Annotated in this window: 16 protein-coding genes and 1 tRNA gene; 8 read left to right on the forward strand and 9 right to left on the reverse strand. The window is 70.7% G+C overall.

What is annotated here, in order from left to right:
- Nucleotides 1–258: 258 nt before the first annotated feature.
- Complete coding sequence (locus O7625_RS10925; RefSeq protein WP_282345709.1) at nt 259–588, reverse strand: hypothetical protein; 330 nt, start codon at nt 586–588, stop codon at nt 259–261.
- 111 nt (nt 589–699) lie between these two features.
- On the opposite strand from O7625_RS10925, the gene O7625_RS10930 reads away from it, so the two are divergent.
- A complete protein-coding gene (locus tag O7625_RS10930) occupies nt 700–1,281 on the forward strand; it encodes a hypothetical protein (RefSeq protein WP_282345710.1) in 582 nt (193 codons plus the stop codon).
- A 197-nt stretch (nt 1,282–1,478) separates the two neighbouring features.
- On the opposite strand, the gene O7625_RS10935 is transcribed toward O7625_RS10930, so the two are convergent.
- Nucleotides 1,479–2,225: an aminoglycoside phosphotransferase family protein gene (locus O7625_RS10935; protein WP_282345712.1), complete on the reverse strand. Its 747-nt coding sequence runs from the start codon at nt 2,223–2,225 to the stop codon at nt 1,479–1,481.
- A gap of 466 nt (nt 2,226–2,691) precedes the next feature.
- Here O7625_RS10935 and O7625_RS10940 point away from each other — a divergent pair.
- Nucleotides 2,692–2,764 (forward strand) — tRNA-Arg (locus O7625_RS10940).
- 311 nt (nt 2,765–3,075) lie between these two features.
- Here the strand turns inward: O7625_RS10940 and O7625_RS10945 are convergent.
- The 3 genes from O7625_RS10945 to O7625_RS10955 all read right to left on the reverse strand — a co-directional run bounded on the left by O7625_RS10945 (nt 3,076) and on the right by O7625_RS10955 (nt 6,918).
- Nucleotides 3,076–4,320 carry an IS256 family transposase gene (locus O7625_RS10945; RefSeq protein ID WP_282345713.1) on the reverse strand — a complete coding sequence of 415 codons (1,245 nt, stop codon included), beginning with the start codon at nt 4,318–4,320 and terminating at the stop codon, nt 3,076–3,078.
- A 153-nt stretch (nt 4,321–4,473) separates the two neighbouring features.
- Nucleotides 4,474–5,642 (reverse strand): IS3 family transposase gene (locus O7625_RS10950; RefSeq protein WP_282345715.1). Its coding sequence is split into 2 segments (ribosomal slippage): nt 4,474–5,355 and nt 5,358–5,642, totalling 1,167 coding nucleotides; the frame shifts between segments, so codons are not numbered across the junction.
- Nucleotides 5,643–6,342: 700 nt separating this feature from the next.
- Nucleotides 6,343–6,918 carry a hypothetical protein gene (locus O7625_RS10955; protein WP_282345717.1) on the reverse strand — a complete coding sequence of 192 codons (576 nt, stop codon included), beginning with the start codon at nt 6,916–6,918 and terminating at the stop codon, nt 6,343–6,345.
- 270 nt (nt 6,919–7,188) lie between these two features.
- Here O7625_RS10955 and O7625_RS10960 point away from each other — a divergent pair, with 270 nt between their 5' ends.
- Both O7625_RS10960 and O7625_RS10965 read left to right on the forward strand, forming a co-directional pair.
- Nucleotides 7,189–8,427: a hypothetical protein gene (locus O7625_RS10960; RefSeq protein WP_282345719.1), complete on the forward strand. Its 1,239-nt coding sequence runs from the start codon at nt 7,189–7,191 to the stop codon at nt 8,425–8,427.
- Between the two features lie 105 nt (nt 8,428–8,532).
- On the forward strand, nt 8,533–10,224 hold the full coding sequence (locus O7625_RS10965) for a choice-of-anchor D domain-containing protein (protein WP_282345720.1): 1,692 nt from the start codon (nt 8,533–8,535) through the stop codon (nt 10,222–10,224).
- Between the two features lie 129 nt (nt 10,225–10,353).
- Here the strand turns inward: O7625_RS10965 and O7625_RS10970 are convergent, their stop codons facing one another.
- The 4 genes from O7625_RS10970 to O7625_RS10985 form a co-directional block, all read right to left on the reverse strand.
- On the reverse strand, nt 10,354–10,746 hold the full coding sequence (locus O7625_RS10970) for a PAAR domain-containing protein (RefSeq protein ID WP_067313414.1): 393 nt from the start codon (nt 10,744–10,746) through the stop codon (nt 10,354–10,356).
- Between the two features lie 30 nt (nt 10,747–10,776).
- Entirely contained in the window at nt 10,777–11,610 is an 834-nt protein-coding gene (locus O7625_RS10975; protein ID WP_282345721.1) for a response regulator transcription factor, read from the reverse strand.
- A complete protein-coding gene (locus O7625_RS10980) occupies nt 11,607–12,953 on the reverse strand; it encodes a hypothetical protein (RefSeq protein ID WP_282345722.1) in 1,347 nt (448 codons plus the stop codon). Before O7625_RS10980 ends, O7625_RS10975 begins: the two co-directional genes overlap by 4 nt.
- A gap of 111 nt (nt 12,954–13,064) precedes the next feature.
- Nucleotides 13,065–13,685 carry a Pvc16 family protein gene (locus O7625_RS10985; RefSeq protein ID WP_282345723.1) on the reverse strand — a complete coding sequence of 207 codons (621 nt, stop codon included), beginning with the start codon at nt 13,683–13,685 and terminating at the stop codon, nt 13,065–13,067.
- 179 nt (nt 13,686–13,864) lie between these two features.
- Here O7625_RS10985 and O7625_RS10990 point away from each other — a divergent pair, with 179 nt between their 5' ends.
- From O7625_RS10990 to O7625_RS11005, 4 genes are all read left to right on the forward strand, one after another.
- Nucleotides 13,865–15,427, forward strand: a complete 1,563-nt coding sequence (locus tag O7625_RS10990) for a phage tail sheath subtilisin-like domain-containing protein (RefSeq protein ID WP_282345724.1) — start codon at nt 13,865–13,867, stop codon at nt 15,425–15,427.
- Nucleotides 15,428–15,483: 56 nt separating this feature from the next.
- Nucleotides 15,484–15,966, forward strand: coding sequence for a phage tail protein (locus O7625_RS10995; protein ID WP_067313403.1), 483 nt, complete (start codon nt 15,484–15,486; stop codon nt 15,964–15,966).
- The gene (locus O7625_RS11000; protein WP_282345725.1) at nt 15,953–16,369 is read left to right on the forward strand and encodes a hypothetical protein; all 417 of its coding nucleotides are present in this window, start codon (nt 15,953–15,955) and stop codon (nt 16,367–16,369) included. Before O7625_RS10995 ends, O7625_RS11000 begins: the two co-directional genes overlap by 14 nt.
- Before the next feature lie 419 nt (nt 16,370–16,788).
- Entirely contained in the window at nt 16,789–17,004 is a 216-nt protein-coding gene (locus O7625_RS11005) for a hypothetical protein (RefSeq protein WP_282345726.1), read from the forward strand.
- Nucleotides 17,005–17,041 lie beyond the last annotated feature (37 nt).

Consider the following 17,041-nt stretch of genomic DNA (forward strand, 5'->3'; position numbering starts at 1 on the left):
CGGCGGCAGCCTGTCCTGCGGTCGTGGTCGCCGCCCGAACGGGAAGCGATCTACGGCAGGCCGACCAGCAGATGCCGTCCTGCCGAGAAGTGGCAGGGGTAGAGAGAGTAGTGGGACTGTTAGCGGGGAGCCGTCGCCGCGCGCTGACGCGTTTGGTGCTGGCGGACACTGCGGGACCGTACCGCGATGGGCGGGTCCGGGCCGCTGACGCCAGCGGCCGATGACCTTCAGCGACGCGAGAACGGCATGAGCGGATGTTCAGGCAAGGTCGTCGCCGCTGGCCACCGGGCAACCGAGTAGATCGCTGAGAACTATCCGCTGATGCTCGGTCAACGGGTTGACAAAGACGGCCATGGCGACTGCGGCTGACCGGCAGGCGTCGCCGACTTCGTGGGCCTTGCCCGAGCTGAGCAGGGTTCGCCGAGAGAACGGCGACGTCATCCTGCTCGCGCCGCCGCGGGAGACGCCCCGCCGCTGGATCTGCCGGCCAACCACCCGTCCACCACGTGCTTCCACTGAAGCCGCCAGGAGGTCAAGTTTCGCGTCAACCTGCCTGTCCTTGGCGGAGAACAAGCCGACCAGCATCACGTCGGCGCCCGCCAGAAGGATGCCTGGGCGCCCAGTTCGCCTTCCTGTCATACGCAACTCCGGACGAGGTATCTGGCGCTGTTCATACGTTTACAGTGGCAGGATCGTCCCGTGGGGGGTATCGATGATGAGCTTGGCCGCTTCGACTGGTCTCGGATCCAGACGTACCAGGGCTACGCCGAGATGGTGCCGCATGCCGTACGCGGGCTTGTAGCGGCCCCAGATAAGAAGGAAGCGGTACGGCTCGGTGAGTGGATCGAGCGCATTCTCCTGTCCGTGGCCGGTCCCTGCGAGGGCTGTACGCCAGTTGCCACCGTCCTGGTCGCGACGCTGTCCGAGATGAGGTCGGCCGGGCGCAGCGTAGCCCTTGATCTCCTATCACTCATCGGGGCTGCCGAAATCACCGGACCAGCACACGAACAGATCGGTGCGGTCGACGTCGCGGAGATCCGGCAGGCGGTAGCGGGCGGCTTCCGGCACTACGTCGCGGTGCTCCAGACGGAATCCGGCTCGGAAGCCGACCTCTACTCCTGCATCGATCTCATGGACATACTGGCGTTCGACGACCCGCGCCTGACGGCAATCGCCACCGCAGCGCTCAAGGGGATCCGGACCGGCGGCCGCGACCCGGGCTTGGCTATGGCCATCGAGAACACGCTCGACGATCTGACCAATCCTTCGAGAAACTCCTGAAAGAGGCAAGCGGAACACTGTCATCGGCTGCTCCGGAAGCTGGCGACCACCACCCTCACTCAGAGTTACGATCCATTCGCGGCAAGTCCGGATGCCCAGGGCTCAGCGTCGCATACGACGTGGGCGACGCAGGCACCGGTCGTGAGCCACGACAGTCGCGCCCTCTGACCGCCCGTGGCCGTCGGGCTCGTGCAGCCTTACATCCGGGATCTGAGTACGTCGAACTCGCAGCCTGGCGAGGACGGGTCGAAGCCGTGTCCGATCAGCCAGCGGGACACCAGCAGGCTGCGCAGCGACCACCAGGCGCGGATCACGTCCCGGTCGACGTCGGTGCCGTAACCGGTGAGGAGGTCGTCGAGTCGTTCCTCGTGCCCGAGGGTCAGAACGGCCAGGTCGTACAGCGCGTCGCCGGGTGCGGCCTCGGACCAGTCGATGACGCCGGTGATCTCGTCGTCGTTGGTGAAGATGTGGGTGATCTGCAGGTCGCCGTGCATGAACACCGGCGTCCATGGCCGGATCGCGGCCTCGGCTATCTCGCGGTTGCGGTCGACCAGGTCGGCCGGCAGGACGCCGTTGTCGACGAGCCAGGCGCATTCGCGCTGGAGTTCCGCGTCCAGTCCGACGAGCTTCTTGCCGGCCCATGGCGGTGGTGGCGCGTCGTGCAGTTTCCGGATCGCGGCGCCCGCCGCGGCCCACGCCGCCGGTGACGCGGGCGACGGCTCGCCGAGACGGCCGAGTGCCTGGCCGGGGACAGCGGCGATTGCGAGGACGGGCGGCCTGCGCCACAGGACCTCGGGTGTCGGGACGGGCGCCAGCCGCATCGCCTCGACTTCGACATCGATGCGCGTCTGATCGCTGTCGACCTTCAGGAACACCTCACCGACGCGCAGGGTCGCGCGCTCGCGATGGGCGACGACGACCGAGACCTCTTCCACGCCGGCCATTATCGCGGGCTGGTCATCAATCCCGCTGAGGGTTACTACGTGCGAGTCGGGATGCGGTATGTCGTACAGGCAAGCGACCTGACCGACTCGCCCATGTCGGCATGATCAGACGCTCGGTGGAGGTCGTCGAAGTCGGTATGACCTCGGGACGCGAGCGACCCCGGGGCACGAGCGACCCCGGGGTAAGCGCTCCGTGCCTCTCCGGCGGCGACGCCGAAGGTGGGCACACAGACGGGGCGTCGTTGATCTTCGATGATGTGCACGACGTGTGCTCGCCAGCGGATGTCAACCCGGATCAACTGGGGCCGACGCGGGTCACCGGAGCCGCTCGTGGTCGCAAACGGGGGTTCGTGTGCTCGAGCTGTGGTCCTGGGCTGGGCGAACGGGGGTCCGGGTGCTGCGGGTGGACGTGGGCCACTCCCTGCCACCCCAGGTGAACCCGCAGGTCGCTAGACTAGGCGCTCGCGCCCTCGTAGCTCAGGGGATAGAGCATCGGTTTCCTAAACCGTGTGTCGCAGGTTCGAATCCTGCCGGGGGCACCTAGAAGATCAGCCAGAACGCCAACTGAGCAGCGGATACGTTCCTGCGTCGAGCGGCCGGTCTATGCAGCCGGATGTCACCCAGAGCCGCCGTTTGCAGCCGTCCGTGCAGAGTGCGTGCAATGATCTTGACGGTCTGGAGGGGGCCGTTTACCCAGATCAGCAGCCGTCTGCCGACCGCCTGCGGTCACACGTCGCCCCGCAGCCTTGCGGCCGTAGTGATCGCACAGCCGCCGCCCGGCCTACGGGTCTGCTGGGTCACGTCCGCGCTGGTGGTGTAAGAGACGGCCATCGCGTGATCCGGTCTGATGTTATGCGGTGATCGGGGCGGGGTCGGTGTGGTCGGTGTCGTGTTGGCTGGTGTCGAGGGTGATCAGGCGGGCTTTGGCGAGGAGTTCCAGGCTCATGTAGCGGCGGCCTTCGGTCCATTCGTCGGTCTGTTCGGCCAGGACCGCGCCGACGAGGCGGATGATCGCTGGCCGGTTGGGGAAGATCCCGACGACGTCGGTGCGGCGGCGGATCTCCTTGTTCAGGCGTTCCTGCGGGTTGTTCGACCAGATCTGACGCCAGATCTCACGGGGGAAGCCGGTGAACGCGAGGAGGTCGTCGCGGGCGGTGTCGAGGTGCTCGGCGGCGGCCGGGAACTTCGCTTCGATCGTGGTCACGACCCGCCGGTACTGGGCGTGGACGGCGTCGGCGTCGGGCTGGTCGAAGATCGTGCGGACGAGGGTAGCGATCCATGGCTGCGCGGACTTCGGGACTTTGGTGAGCAGGTTGCGCAGGTAGTGGGTGCGGCATCGTTGCCATGCGGCTCCTGGCAGGGCGGCGCCGATCGCAGCGACGAGGCCGGCGTGGGCGTCGGAGATGACCAGGCGGACACCGGACAGACCGCGGGCGGTCAACGAGCGCAGGAACGCCAGCCATCCGGCGCCGTCCTCGTCGGAGGCGACGTCCAGACCGAGGACTTCGCGTTGGCCGTCGGCGTTGACCCCGACCGCGATCAGGGCGTGGACGTTGACGGTCCGTCCGTGTTCACGGGTCTTCATTGTCAGCGCGTCCATCCACACGAACGTGTAGTGGGCGGCGTCCAAGGGCCGGTTGCGAAACGCCTCGACCTGCGCGTCCAGGTGCGTGGACATCTCCGAGACCTGCGACTTGGACAACTGACGGACACCGAGCTGCTCGACGAGCTTCTCCACCCGCCGTGTCGACACCCCGAGCAGGTAACTCGTGGCCACCACCGAGACCAGAGCCTGCTCGGCCCGCCGACGATGCGTCAGTAGCCAGTCCGGGAAGTAGCTGCCGTGCCGCAGCTTCGGCACCGCCAAGTCGATCGTGCCAGCCCGGGTGTCCCACTCGCGCTGCCGGTATCCGTTGCGCGAGTTGACCCGCTCGTCGCTGCGCTGTCCATAGCCGGCACCGCAGATCGCATCAGCTTCGGCAGACATCACCGCCTGCGCGAACGTCTTGATCATCGCCTGCAACACATCCGGCGACGCGCCCGCGATCTGCTCGCACAGCAGCTCAACAGGGTTCACACTCTCAGATGCGGCCATCGCGCATCACTCTCCTTCACTCGGACTTAGCCGTCTCGAAGGATCGCGCGGTGGCCGTCTCTCATCTACGCAACACGCCCATCACGGGCAAGTCGTACACCACTCCCGTGGACGCGACCGTCTGCGCGCTGCACCGATAGGTGACAGGTGCAGTCACGCGGCCTGACTGGCCGGTGGGGTCATGATGGTCTCGTACTCGATAGGGGTCAACCGGGACAGGGTCCGTTGGCGTCGGCGGCGGTGGTAGGTCCGTTCGATCCAGGTCACGATCGCGGTTCTGAGTTGCTGCCGGGTTGTCCAGGTTCGTCGGTCGAGGACGTTGTTCTGGAGCAGGCCGAAGAACGATTCCATGGCGGCGTTGTCGCCGGGGGCGCCGACTCTGCCCATCGATCCGATCATGTGATGCTGGTGGAGTGCGCGGACGAGCTTCCGGCTGCGGAACTGCGACCCGCGGTCGGTGTGCAGCACGCAGCCGGCCACTGGGCCGCGTCGGGCTACGGCGTTGTGCAACGCGGTGACGGCCAGGCGGGACTTCATGCGTGAGTCGATGGAGTAGCCGACGATCCGGTGGGACCACACGTCCTTGATCGCGCACAGGTAGAGCTTGCCCTCGCCGGTGTGGTGTTCGGTGATGTCGGCCAGCCACAGCCGGTTCGGGCCGTCGGCGGTGAAGTCGCGTTTGACGAGGTCGTCATGGACCGGCGGCCCGACCTTGCGACCCTTGCCGCGCTTCTTGCGTTTGCCGAAGGCGCTCCACCAGCCGTTGTCCGAGCAGATCTTCCACGCGGTCCGTTCGGCCATCGCCTGCCCGGCGTTGCGGGCCTCGTCGACCAGGAACCGGTAGCCGAACTCCGGGTCATCGCGGTGGGCGTCGACCAGGGCGTTCGCGCGGTGAGCGGCAGTGAGTTCGGCGTTGCCGACCGGCTGGGCGAGCCACCGGTAGTAAGGCTGACGAGCGATGTTCAATACCCGGCACGTCACCGCGACGGGGATACCGTCGGCGGCCAGCTCGCTTACGAGCGGGTAGAGCCTTTTCCCGGCAGGTTCGCCTGCGACAGGTAGGCCGCAGCCCGGCGTAGGACCTCGTTCTCCTGTTCGAGGAGCTTGATCCGCTTGCGGGCCTCATGCAGCTCGGCTGACTCGCCGCTGGTCGTGCCGGGCTTCGCGCCGGCATCGATGTCGGCCTGGCGCAGCCACTTGAACAACGTCATCGGGTGGACTCCGAAGTCCTTGGCGATCTGCTCGACGGTCACGCCAGGGTCCCGGTCACGGGCCACCCGCACGACGTCATCGCGGAACTCACGGGGGTAGGGCTTGGGCACAGCGACATCCTTCCAGCCCGCCACCAGGGCAAGCCATCTCAGATGTCACCTACCGGTGCAGCAGACCCGGTCGTTGGCCGCGCCGAGCTGCTTGGAGCGTTCCACGACTCGGCGGGCCGTCTTATCCGGCATGCTGTCGCGCAGGGTTTGGGCGTTGGGGGTGCCCTGCGACGATGCTTAGATCAGCTGGCGGATAGGCGGGTGTCGGCGGCATGCTCCTGAGCCGCCGCTCAACCCCAAGGTGAGACCGGCGCTCGACGTTGACGAATGACGCGGTGCCTGGTGGGGCTGCGGACGTCGTGGCAATGGGTCGACGATGCCCCCGTTTACCCCCCGAAAACCCCTGCCGAGGATCGACTATCAGTGACAGGCGCTGGTAAGTCGATGATGGTGTCTGTGCAGCTCAACGACGTATATTGACGATCAACGACAAGCTGGGGCCCGTGACGTGCGGTAACCGTGTGTCGCAGGTTCGAATCCTGCCGGGGGCACCTCCAAGATCAGATTTATGGGTTCTGGCCTGCGGATATTGCTCTTCCATTGATCGGTCGACCTGTGCGGCGGCATGCCACCTGGGCACGCCTACAGGAGGCGTCGCCGGCACCGCGACAGTCCGCCCGGTACCGATCTTCCACGCCATCGGACCAGCAGCAAGGGCCGCACGCCGATGGCCTCCGGCCGCACCTCGTAGTCTCTGGCCCTATCCGGGAACGGGGACAGCACGGCGGCCAGTCCGCCGAACGATGTCCAGGAGCATGAGTAGCACCAGGGCAGTCGTGACGAACACGGCTATGTAGAAGCCCCAGGTCACGTTCGTCTCCCTGTCGTGGAGCCGGTCACGCACGATATCGCCGAACGTGACCCCACCCGCGATCCGGTCAGCGGCGACGAAGCCGTAGCCGCCTGATACCTCCACGGACGGGATGGCCAACCAGGTGACGACTGCCACGACCAGGCCTGCCGTCGCGGTGAGCAGGAACAGCCAGCGCAGCCGCGCCAGCAGTATCGGCCACCTGTTGGGGAAGACGCCGCAGGCCAGATAGCCGACTGCCGCGGCGACGACGAGGAGCACGGCCAGCGACCAGCCGGTCGAGCTGTGCCACGCCATAGCCGCATTGACGTGTCGGGTTGGCTGTCCGCTGCCGTACCGGCTGACCATCCAGCTCAACCGGTACCAGGGGAGGAAACTGTCGACTAGCAATAGCAAGCCGAGCGCCGCGATGGCGCGCTCCGGCCAGGTCGAGCGGACGAGGTGTTGCCGGACACCGAATCGCATGGACGAATGTTGGCCCCACGCCGGGATCCCCGTTCCCCCGGGGTGGGCAGGGCTGAGGTGTGCCGCAGCGGTACCGGCCGGTCCGTGCAGCGCTGACCAACCACGGCCGCCGGCCGCCCCGGCGGACTCCACCCGGCCCACGCCGTTCGGCCGGCTTGCCCGTGGGGGCAGGGGTGACTGCCCCTAAGACGGCCGGCGGCCGCATGCCGTACCGGTAGGTACCGGGGCAGGGTGGCCAGGTCGACTGTCGCCGATGCGAAAAGAGCGGTCATGACCTGGCGAGACACCTACTGGGACGATGCCACGCAGAGTCCGGACTACTTCCGGTCCGTCGAGTTCGCCACCGTCCTGGACGGCGACTACGGCACCCGGATGTTCGGCCGCTGGATCGAGCAGCTGCATCCGAACCGTCATGACCTGATCCGTAGCCTGGAGTACCTGCTGGTCACCTACCGGCACGGCGACGACGTGCGGGCGACGCTGGACACGTTCGAGCGCCAGCTGCCCCGCCCGTGGGACGACTGGGCGATGGGCACCGCCCTGGCGGAGACCGCCCGCCGCTACCCGGACGTGCCGCTCGAACTCCGCGACGACGACGACTTCGCCGTGCTGGCCGAGCTGCTGCGCGACGACGAGCAGCTCTTCGCGCTCTGGCGGGAGGAGGTGCAGCAGGCCGCCGTCATGGCGCTCTCCGCCCCTGAGGTGATCCCCGCCTTCGTGGCCTCCTGTCAGGATCTCGCGGAGGAGACCCGCGGGTACGACAACGGCAAGGAGGAGGAGAGCGACCGGGAAGACGACCAGATCAGCTTCGACGAATCCAATCTCGACTGGCAGGTCGGGTACGTCGAATCCGACGACGACGAGCCGGTGGCGGCCACCGGGACGCAGAAGTCGGTCCGGTTCGCGGAGCCACTGGTGGAGGGGGAGGGCGCACCGGAGTGGCAGAGCGGGGAGTTCAAGGTGGGGGTGGCCTTCACGCTGAACCCGGAGGCCAACTCCAACCTGGCCGGCCTGCACTCCTGGGCGCAGACCCAGGCCCTCGTCAGCCGGTGGGGGGTCGACGTGGACGAGCTCGCCGCGATGATTGAATCGGCGATGAACCGGATGCCCAAGATGTACCGGGACGACCGGATGACCATCCACGTCTTCCCGCAGTACGTCACCATCACCGTCACGATCGACTCGGCGCTGAACGCGCACAACACCGGGATCATCGCCACCCTGACCGAGGAGGGGGCGTACACGCACTACGTGCAGTTCAAGGACCTGGTGATGTTCTACACCGACGAGAGTGACATGGACACTCCGATCTACAACGTGCTCAAGACGTTCGGGGATCCGTGGGCCGGCGGCACGGCCGAGAGCTACGTGGTGCGCCACGGCCGGGGCCGCAAGGCGTACTTCACGGTCGACCCGGTGAAGACGAGCCACGAGCAGAGCGTGGCGGCCGTGGTCCGGCGGTGTTCCGGCGGGCTGGACGTCCGGGTGCTGTCGGCCCGGCCGCAGTAGGGTGGACCGGGGCGGCCGGCCGTTGCCCTAACAGGCAGACAGGACTGCACGGAGAGCTTCCCGTGCGGCTGCGGGTGACCCGGTCGGGCCGCGTTCACTGTCCCCATGGCTGCATCAGCGTCCCGTTCCCTGCGCGCCGCCTCGGCGCTCGCTGTGGTGGCACTCCTGGTGGCCAGTGCACCGCCGGCCGCGTACGCCGGGTTCTTCGTGGCACCGCGACCGGCCGGCGGCCCGGCGCTGCGGATCAGCGTGACCGACGGCGTCGCCCCCCTGGTCGGCGAGCCGGCCGGGACGGCCCTCGGGCTCACCCCCGGCGGCTCCGCGGTGGTCACCCGCACGGTGACCACCGCGACCGTCCCGCCCCGCCCCGACGTGGTGCTGCTCGCCGACACGACCGGCAGCATGCAGGCGGCGCTGAACGACGTCCGGGTCAACGCGAAGCGGATCGTCGACGACATCAGCGGCGTCCAGCCCGACGCCCGCTTCGCGGTCGCCGAGTTCCGGGACGAGGGCGACGAGTTCGTCTTCCGGCTCAACCGGGACCTGACCGCCGTGCCGTCCGAGGTGCAGGAGGCGGTGAACGTCTGGACCGCCGACGGCGGTGGCGACGACCCCGAGGCCGGCCTGAACGCCCTGCACGCCGTCGCCACCGGAGCGGTCACCCTGCGGACCGAGAGCAGCCCGATCGTGGTGATCTTCGGGGACGCGCCGTCGCACGACCCGAGCGTCGGCCACGACCTCGCCGGCACGATCCAGGCGTTGACCACCCGGGGCGTCCGGGTGGTGGCCGTGGACGTCGGCAACCCGGGCAGCTACTCCCTCGACCAGTCCGGGCAGTACACCGAGATCACCCGGCAGACCGGGGGCGTGCTGCTCAACGCCGCCGGCCCGTCCGAGGTCTCCAACGCCATCCTGGCCGGCATCCGAGCCATCCAGAGCACCGTTGGCGCACGCGTCACCGACTGCGACCCGCAGCTCTCGGCCTCGGTCACCCCGGCCGAGCAGACCGTCGACAGCGGCGGCACCGTCGACCTCACCGTCACCGTCGCGGTCGATCCCGCCGCCCGCAACGGGGAGTACGCCTGCCGGCTCGAAGTCTCCGTGGACGGCCTCGTCCAGGGCGAGCCGGAGCGGCTGAGCGTGACCGTCAGCGGCGCGGCGCCGGACGTACCGGTGCTCTACTCCGACGCCGCCGCGCTCGACCTCGGGGAGGCCCCGCTCGGCGTACCCTCGTCGGCCCGGACGGTGACCCTCACCAACACCGGCGACTACCCGTTGACCGTGGCCGCCGCCCTCGCCGAACAGCCGCTCCCGGCGGTCTTCGCGGTCACCGGCTCCACCTGCGCCGGGGTGCTGGCCGTCGCCCGCTCCTGCGCGCTGGCCCTCACCGCCACCCCCCGGGCGATCGGGGCCGCCACCTCGGTGCTCAGCCTCGCCAGCGCCACCGACACCGGCGGGGTCGCCGCCCAGTCGTTGGCGCTGACCGTCTCGGGACGCAGCCCGACGTTGCAGTTCAACCCGGGCGTCGGTCGCCCCGGCCAGGTGGTCACCGCGCTCGGCCAGGGCTTCCCGGCCGGTGCCGAGGTGCTGGTCGGCTGGGTCGACGGCGCCGGCACGGTGACGGCGGTCGCCGACGCGTCCGGCCGGTTCGCCGTGCCGATGGTGGTCTTCGAGGAGGGACTCGCCGGCCCCCGGGCCGCGCTCGCCTCGGTGCCGTCGGTGGGCCAGGTGACCAGCGGCACGTTCCTGGTGCAGTCGGCGACCGGCCAGCCGGGGCCGTTCACCCGGCGACGCTGACCGGCCGACCCGCCCGCGCACTGACCGGTACGCCCACCCGGCGACGCCGACCGGCACCCGCCAGCGTTCCGGGGCAGGAATCGGCCCGGGATCACGGTCGCCGGGACGTGGCCAGCAGGGCGGTGCCGGTCAGCCGACCAGCACCTGGCCGGTGGCGATGATGCTGCCGGCCGGCAGCGGAGCGGGGTCGTTGCAGGTGTTGACCTTGTCGCCGTGCCGGGCCGCCGGCTTGCCGTTGATCAACACCAGCGGGCTGCCGGCGAGGACCGTGCCCTGGTTGTTCGGTGGTGTCTGGAACGGCCCGCCGGTCGGCAGGTGCGGCGGGGCGTTCACCGCGACACTGCCGACCACCGCGGCCGGCTTGCCCTCGATCAGCACGTCGGTGCTGCACCCGTTGGCGATGGTCCCGGCGAAGGGCATCGGGGTGGGTGTCGGCACCGGCCCGGTCGGTGAGGGCACCATGATGATGTGCGTGTCGGTGCCGACCACCTTGTCACCGAGCTTCGCCGCGGGTACGCCCACGATGGATTCCTTCCTCGACCGGCGGAACGGTCAGATCAGCCCCTCGCGGATGGCGTGCGCGACCGCCTGGGTGCGGTTGCGGACGCCGAGCTGGGTGGTGATCTCGTGCACGATGTTCTTGATGCTGCGTTCCGAGTAGGACAGCTCCCGCGCGATCGTCGCGATGTCCGCCCCGGCGGCGATCATCCGGAGCACGGCGAGCTGGCGCGGTGACAGGGGCAGGATGGTCAGCCCCCGGGGCGCCAGCACGTGCCGCTGGGCCCGACCGACCCGGGTCAGCAGCGAGCTGAGCAGGTCGGTGGGGAGTCTCGCCTCGCCCCGGGCGGCAGCCCGGATCACCTCGCGCAGCAGCGGCGCGGTGCTCTCGGCACGGCGTACCAGGCTCAGGCCGCCCGCCTCGATCGCCTGCAACCCGGCGCTGTCGTCGAGCTGCCCCACCACCAGCACCGGTCGGGGGGCCGGACGGCCGGTCACCGCGTCGAGCTGCGCCAGCAGCCAGTCGTCCACCGTGTCGGCGACGATCACCAGGACGTCCGGGTCGTCGTCGGGACCGGCCAGCACCACCGGTCGCGCGCCGACGGGATCGTCGACCCCCGCCGTGCCGAGCTGGGCCGTGACACCTGCCTGGGAGATCGGGTCGCGGGAACGGACCGCCGTGCGGATCGGCCCGCTGCCCGGTGCGGCGGTGGTGCCTGGTGCTCCGGTGTCCCCCGCCCTGGTGGCGGTTGGCGCGGCAGTGCGCGCCACAGCGGCGGTGTCCGGCGCGGCGGTGCGCGCCACAGCGGCGGTGTCCGGCGCGGCGGTGCGCGCCGTAGCGGCGGGGTGCGGACCGGGGGAACCGGCGGCGGGGTACGGGTCGCTCATCGGCTGGGGGAGGGGCTCGGGGCGGGCGCGACCGGCACGAGCTGACCGGCGAAGTAGGCGGCCGGGGTGCACGCCGTGGTGCCCGGGTTCGCGCACTTCACCGCGACGGTGACCGGCTGGCCGGCGGAGAACCGCAGCGGCTGGACGAAGTGGTAGTCCAGGTCCCGGAAGTTGTTCAGGCCGGTCTCCAGCAGCACGGTGTCGCCCCGCCGCACCTGGAGCAGGCCGGCGTCGCCGTGCGGGTTCTGCAGGACGATGTCGGTCACCCAGAGCACCTTCTTGTCGGCCGGCTTGTAGGTGGAGAGGGTGAACTCGTTGGAGGTGGTCGGCGACGCGCTGGTCGCCACCCGGAAGTCGGCGGCGGTCTCCGGGTCGGCGTTGTCCAGCGTCCCGCCCTGGCTGCCCGGTCCCTTGCCGTTCGCGGAGCCGGCTGTCGGGCTCGGGGACGCGCTCGGCTTGGGCGAGGCACCGGCCGCGACGCTGGCGACCTTCTCCGCCTTCTCGGCGGTCTGCGCCGCCTCGCTGGCCTGGGTCTTCACCTCGGCCACCTCCTGGGACAACTCCTTGGTCTCCACCTGGGCGGCCTCCTTGGCGGTGGACTGCACGGTGGGCTTGAGCACCGCGAACCAGAGCCCCACCAGGGCGACCGCCGCCGCGGCGGCGACCAGCACCACCCGGGGCGACCAGGCCGGCAGGACGGACCGCTGCACCAGCAACCCGTCGCTGGTGATCGGTTCGGCGTCCGGGCGGGTGACCGCCACCTGGAACGGCAGGTTGCGGTCCGGGCCGAGCAGGAACCGCTTGCGGGGGCGTACCCGCAGCTTCACGAACGTGGCCGTGCCCGGCCGCAGCACCGGCGCGGCCGGCAGCACCCGGAAGGTCAGCAGCCGGTCCGGATCGGCGGGCAGCACCTCGACAGTGGTCTCGACGTTGCCGGTGTTGTCGATCACCAGCTGGTGCCGGGCGGCGCGTCGCGCCTGCGAGGTACGGGGCACCAGCTCCGTCGCCAGCTCCACGAAGGGCAGCACGGTGACCGTGCCCTCCTCGACCACCGAACCCTCCGGGTCCTCCCGCCCCCGGACCCGTACCCCGAAGTCGACGCTGCCGGCCGGCACGGTCGCCGCACGCGGCGGCGTGAACGTCACCCGCGCCTCCTGCTCGGTGCCGGGCAGCAGGTTCATCGTCGCCGGCTCGACCTCGGCCCACGACGCGGCGTCGCCGACCACGTCCAGGGTGAACTGGTCGACGACGGCGGCGGTGTTGCGCACCCGGACGGTGCAGCCGACCGTGCCACCGGCGGAGACGGTGAGGTCGGTCTCGACAAGTCCCACAGCGACACTCATGCGGGCAGTCTCGCCGCGCGGGTGCGGCCGGCAGAACCACGATCGAGGAACACCAAGGGGCAGCCGTGGCTACCTGAACGGGCAACGAAACGCCTGATCGGGCAGCGGGCGTCAGCGCGGCTCGCTGATCCCGCCCCTCGGCCGCCGGGCCGGCTGCCCGCCGCCCGGCCCGCCGGGACGGCCACCACCGCTGTTGACGCTGACCTCGCGCGGGGGCGGGGCCAGGTCGGTCTGCGTCTCGGGCACGAACGGCACGAGCAGTTGCAGGTGCAGCCCGGTCCGGGCGGTCCCGCCGTACCCCACCCAGGCGGAGCCGGTGTCCCCCTCGCGCCGCGGCGCGCTGCGCACCACCACCGGCTGGTTCGCGCGGGCCACCGCACCGGTCAGGAACCGCGACGGCAGGGCGGTGCAGCTCGCGCAGCCGACCAGCAGCTCGCCCAGCAGCCGGTGCTCCCGCTCGGTGTCGGCGGCCCAGGCGGTCAACAGGTAGCTGAAGCGGTACCGGCGGCCCGGTGGACGACGCCCGACCAGCTGACCGTCGGCGTCGCGCAGCTCGTCCCAGGTCGCCGAGACACCCGCCGAGTCCTCCTCGACGTCGAGCAGGAAGGCCGAGACCAGCTCACCGCCGGACCGCTGCGCACACCGGTCCGGCGGGTCGAAGACGACCGGCACCTCCGGCGGCAGGTAGTGGCCCAGCCAGGCCCGGACGGACAGGTCGACATCCCAGATCATCAGCCCACCCTGCCCGCTGCCCGGACGGCCCCGCGCCCGGCGGCCGGGCAGGCCGTCGGGGCGGATCGGTTGCCCTTGGGGGCAGAACTGCCTACCCCGGCGGCGGTCCGGCGGGCAGCCCTTTCGGCCGGTCGCCGTTGGCAGGCTCGGCCCCATCACACCGTCGTACAGGAGGTTCGATGCCGACGTATCTGTCGCCGGGCGTCTACGTGGAGGAGGTTTCCTCCGGGTCGAGGCCGATCGAGGCGGTCGGGACGGCCGTCGCCGCGTTCGTCGGCTTCGCCGAGAAGGGGCCGGTCGACGAGCCCACGCTGATCACGAACTGGACGCAGTACACCCGCACCTTCGGGGGCTTCGTGGCGGGCAGCTTCCTGCCGCTGTCGGTCTACGGCTACTTCCTCAACGGCGGCGGCTCCGCGTACGTGGTCCGGGTGGGCGGTGCCGGCGCGGACCCCGCCGCCGACGGCGCCACCGCCGGTGAGTCGTACGCGGCGGCGGCCGTGCCGGCCGCCGGTGACAACGGCCGGCTGTCGTTCACCGTCCGGGCCGCCCTGCCCGGTGCTTCCGGCCAGGACCTCTCGGTCGAGGTGGTCGACGCCTCCGAGGGCGGCGACGACGCGTTCAAGCTCGTCGTCAAGCAGGCCGGCAAGCCGGTCGAGACGCTCGACAACCTGACCACCAAGCGCGGCGCGGGCAACGTGGTCACCGCCGTCCGCCAGCAGTCCAAGCTGATCCAGATCGAGGAGGCGAAGGGCGCGACCCTCGCCCCGCCCCGCCGCGGCGCCGAGGTCACCCTCGCCGCGCCCGCGCTGCCGGCCACCACCGGCACCGGCGACCTGCGGGTACGCGCCGAGGACTACGTCGGTGACGTCAGCGACCGGACCGGCTTCGCCGGGCTGGAGGCGATCGAGGACATCACCATGCTCTGTGTGCCCGACCTGGCCGCCGCCCACCAGCAGGGGGCCATCGACGACGAGGCGTTCAAGGCCGTCCAGTTGGCGATGATCGCGCACTGCGAGCTGATGGGTGACCGGGTGGCCATCCTCGACCCGCCGCCCGGCCTGCACCCGCAGCGCCTCAAGGAGTGGCGGATGGACGTCGCGGGCTACGACTCCAAGTACGCGACCCTCTACTGGCCCTGGGTCAAGGTGATGGACCCGGCGCAGGGCCGGGCGGTGTTCATGCCGCCCAGCGGGCACGTCGCCGGGGTGTGGGCGCGCAACGACGACACCCGGGGCGTGCACAAGGCACCGGCCAACGAGATCATCCGCGGTGCGCTGGCCCTGGAGAGCGGGCTGACCAAGGGCGAGCACGACCAGCTCAACCCGATCGGGGTGAACTGCATCCGGGCCTTCCCCGGGCAGGGCATCCGGATCTGGGGGGCTCGGACGCTGTCCAGCGACGCCGAGTGGCGCTACCTCAACGTCCGGCGGCTGTTCAACTGGATCGAGAAGTCGATCCTGCTCGGCACCAACTGGGTGGTCTTCGAGCCCAACGACCCCCGGCTCTGGGACGCGGTGCGGCGGGTCATCACGATGTTCCTGCGCCGGGTCTGGCGCAGCGGCGCGCTGATGGGCGACACCTGGTCCGAGGCGTTCTTCGTCAAGTGCGACGCCGAGAACAACCCGCCGGAGAACCTCGACGCCGGCATCCTCACCGTCGACATCGGCATCGCCCCGGTCAAGCCGGCCGAGTTCGTGGTGTTCCGACTCTCCCAGCTCTCCCAGGGCACCGGCGACTGACCGGCCCCGGCGGCGAGCACCCGACCTGAGCGACGACGAGACCAGGAGAACCGAGCATGGCCGGTCAGGGCACCCAGGACCCGAAGCAGAACACGCAGATCATCAGCGCCGCCGTCTTCCGGCTGGAGGTGCCGGGCATGTCGGCGATCAACTTCGCCGAGCTGGTCGGGATCAGCAGCGAGGTGGAGAACGCGGAGTACATGGCCGCCGGCACGACCGGGCCGATCTTCTCCCGGCACTTCGGGCGGACCAAGCCGCCGACGGTCACCCTCAAGCGGGGCCTCGACCTCAACGGCGACCTCTGGCTGTGGCACCAGAAGGTCCGCAACCTGATGTACGACGCCTACCGGGACTGCGCGCTCAAGCTCTACGGCCCCGGTGACGACCTCAACGGCGACGCCCGGCTGACGTACATGATGACCAACGCCTGGCCGTCGCGGGTGGAGGTCAGCGGGGTCAAGGCCGGGGCCACCGACATCGTCTACCAGACGGTCACGCTGATGTGCGACGACCTGTTCGACTTCAATGCGCGGATCTAGCGTCGCCGAGCCCGCCGCCGGACCGGCGGCGGGCCTGCGGACCGAGTATCCGTTCGTGCTGCCGCGCGGGCTGGTCGACGACCGGGGCGGGGTGCACCGGGAGGGCGCCATGCGGCTGGCCACCGCCCGCGACGAGATCGACCCCCAGGGCGATCCGCGGGTACGCCAGAACCCGGCCTTCCTCACCGTGCTGCTGCTCGCCCGGACGGTGACCCGGATCGGCGGGGTGAATGCCGTCGACGTCGACGTGATCGAGCACCTCTTCGCCTCCGACCTGGCCTTCCTTCAGGACCTCTACCGGCGGATCAACCAGCAGGGGCACACCGGGGTCGAGGTGGCCTGCCCCGGCTGCGGGGGGCGCTTCGCGGTGGACCTGGCCGGCGGCCGACCGGGCGGCTCCTGACCCACCCGGCAGCCCGACGCCGCACACCCGTACCGGAACCCGAAGGAGGTGGGCATGGCCTGGTCGTCACGGCCCGGACAGCCGTTCTGGCCGCGTCGCCGCCGGACGGTCGGGGCACCACCACCGGCCCCGGTCGCGCCACCCGTTCCGGTCGCCCCGCCGGTGCCCACCGACGGGTACCCGGCCCTCCCGGGCCTGCCGTTGCTGACCGTGACGCCTGCCTCGGCGATGGTGACCATCCCGCCGCCGGGAACGGCCACGGACCGCCCGTCGCTGCCCCCGACCGCCGTTGCGCCGGCGTTCGCCGGGCCGGCCCCGGGAGCCTCCGCGCCGTCCGTCGGGCCGGTCGCGGCCATCAACCCGACCCCGATCCGGTACGACACCGCTGCGCCTCACCGCCCACCGACTGCCCCGTCCGGGTGGACGCCGTCCGCGCCCGCCGGGTGGACGCCGTCCGCGCCCGCCGGGTGGACGCCGTCCGCGCCCGCCGGGTGGACGCCGTCCGCGCCCGCCGGGTGGACGCCGTCCGCGCCCGCCGCGTGGACCCAGCCCGTTCCGTCCGGGTGGACGCCGCCCGCGCCCGCCGGGTGGACGCAGCCCGGTTCGGTCCGGCAGGCGGTGACCGGGTCGGGTGACCCGTGGCCGGTCGGTCCGGTGGCGTACCGGGCACCG

It is taken from the genome of Micromonospora sp. WMMD714, from assembly GCF_029581315.1.
In the GTDB taxonomy this organism is placed as follows: Bacteria; Actinomycetota; Actinomycetes; order Mycobacteriales; family Micromonosporaceae; genus Micromonospora; species Micromonospora rifamycinica.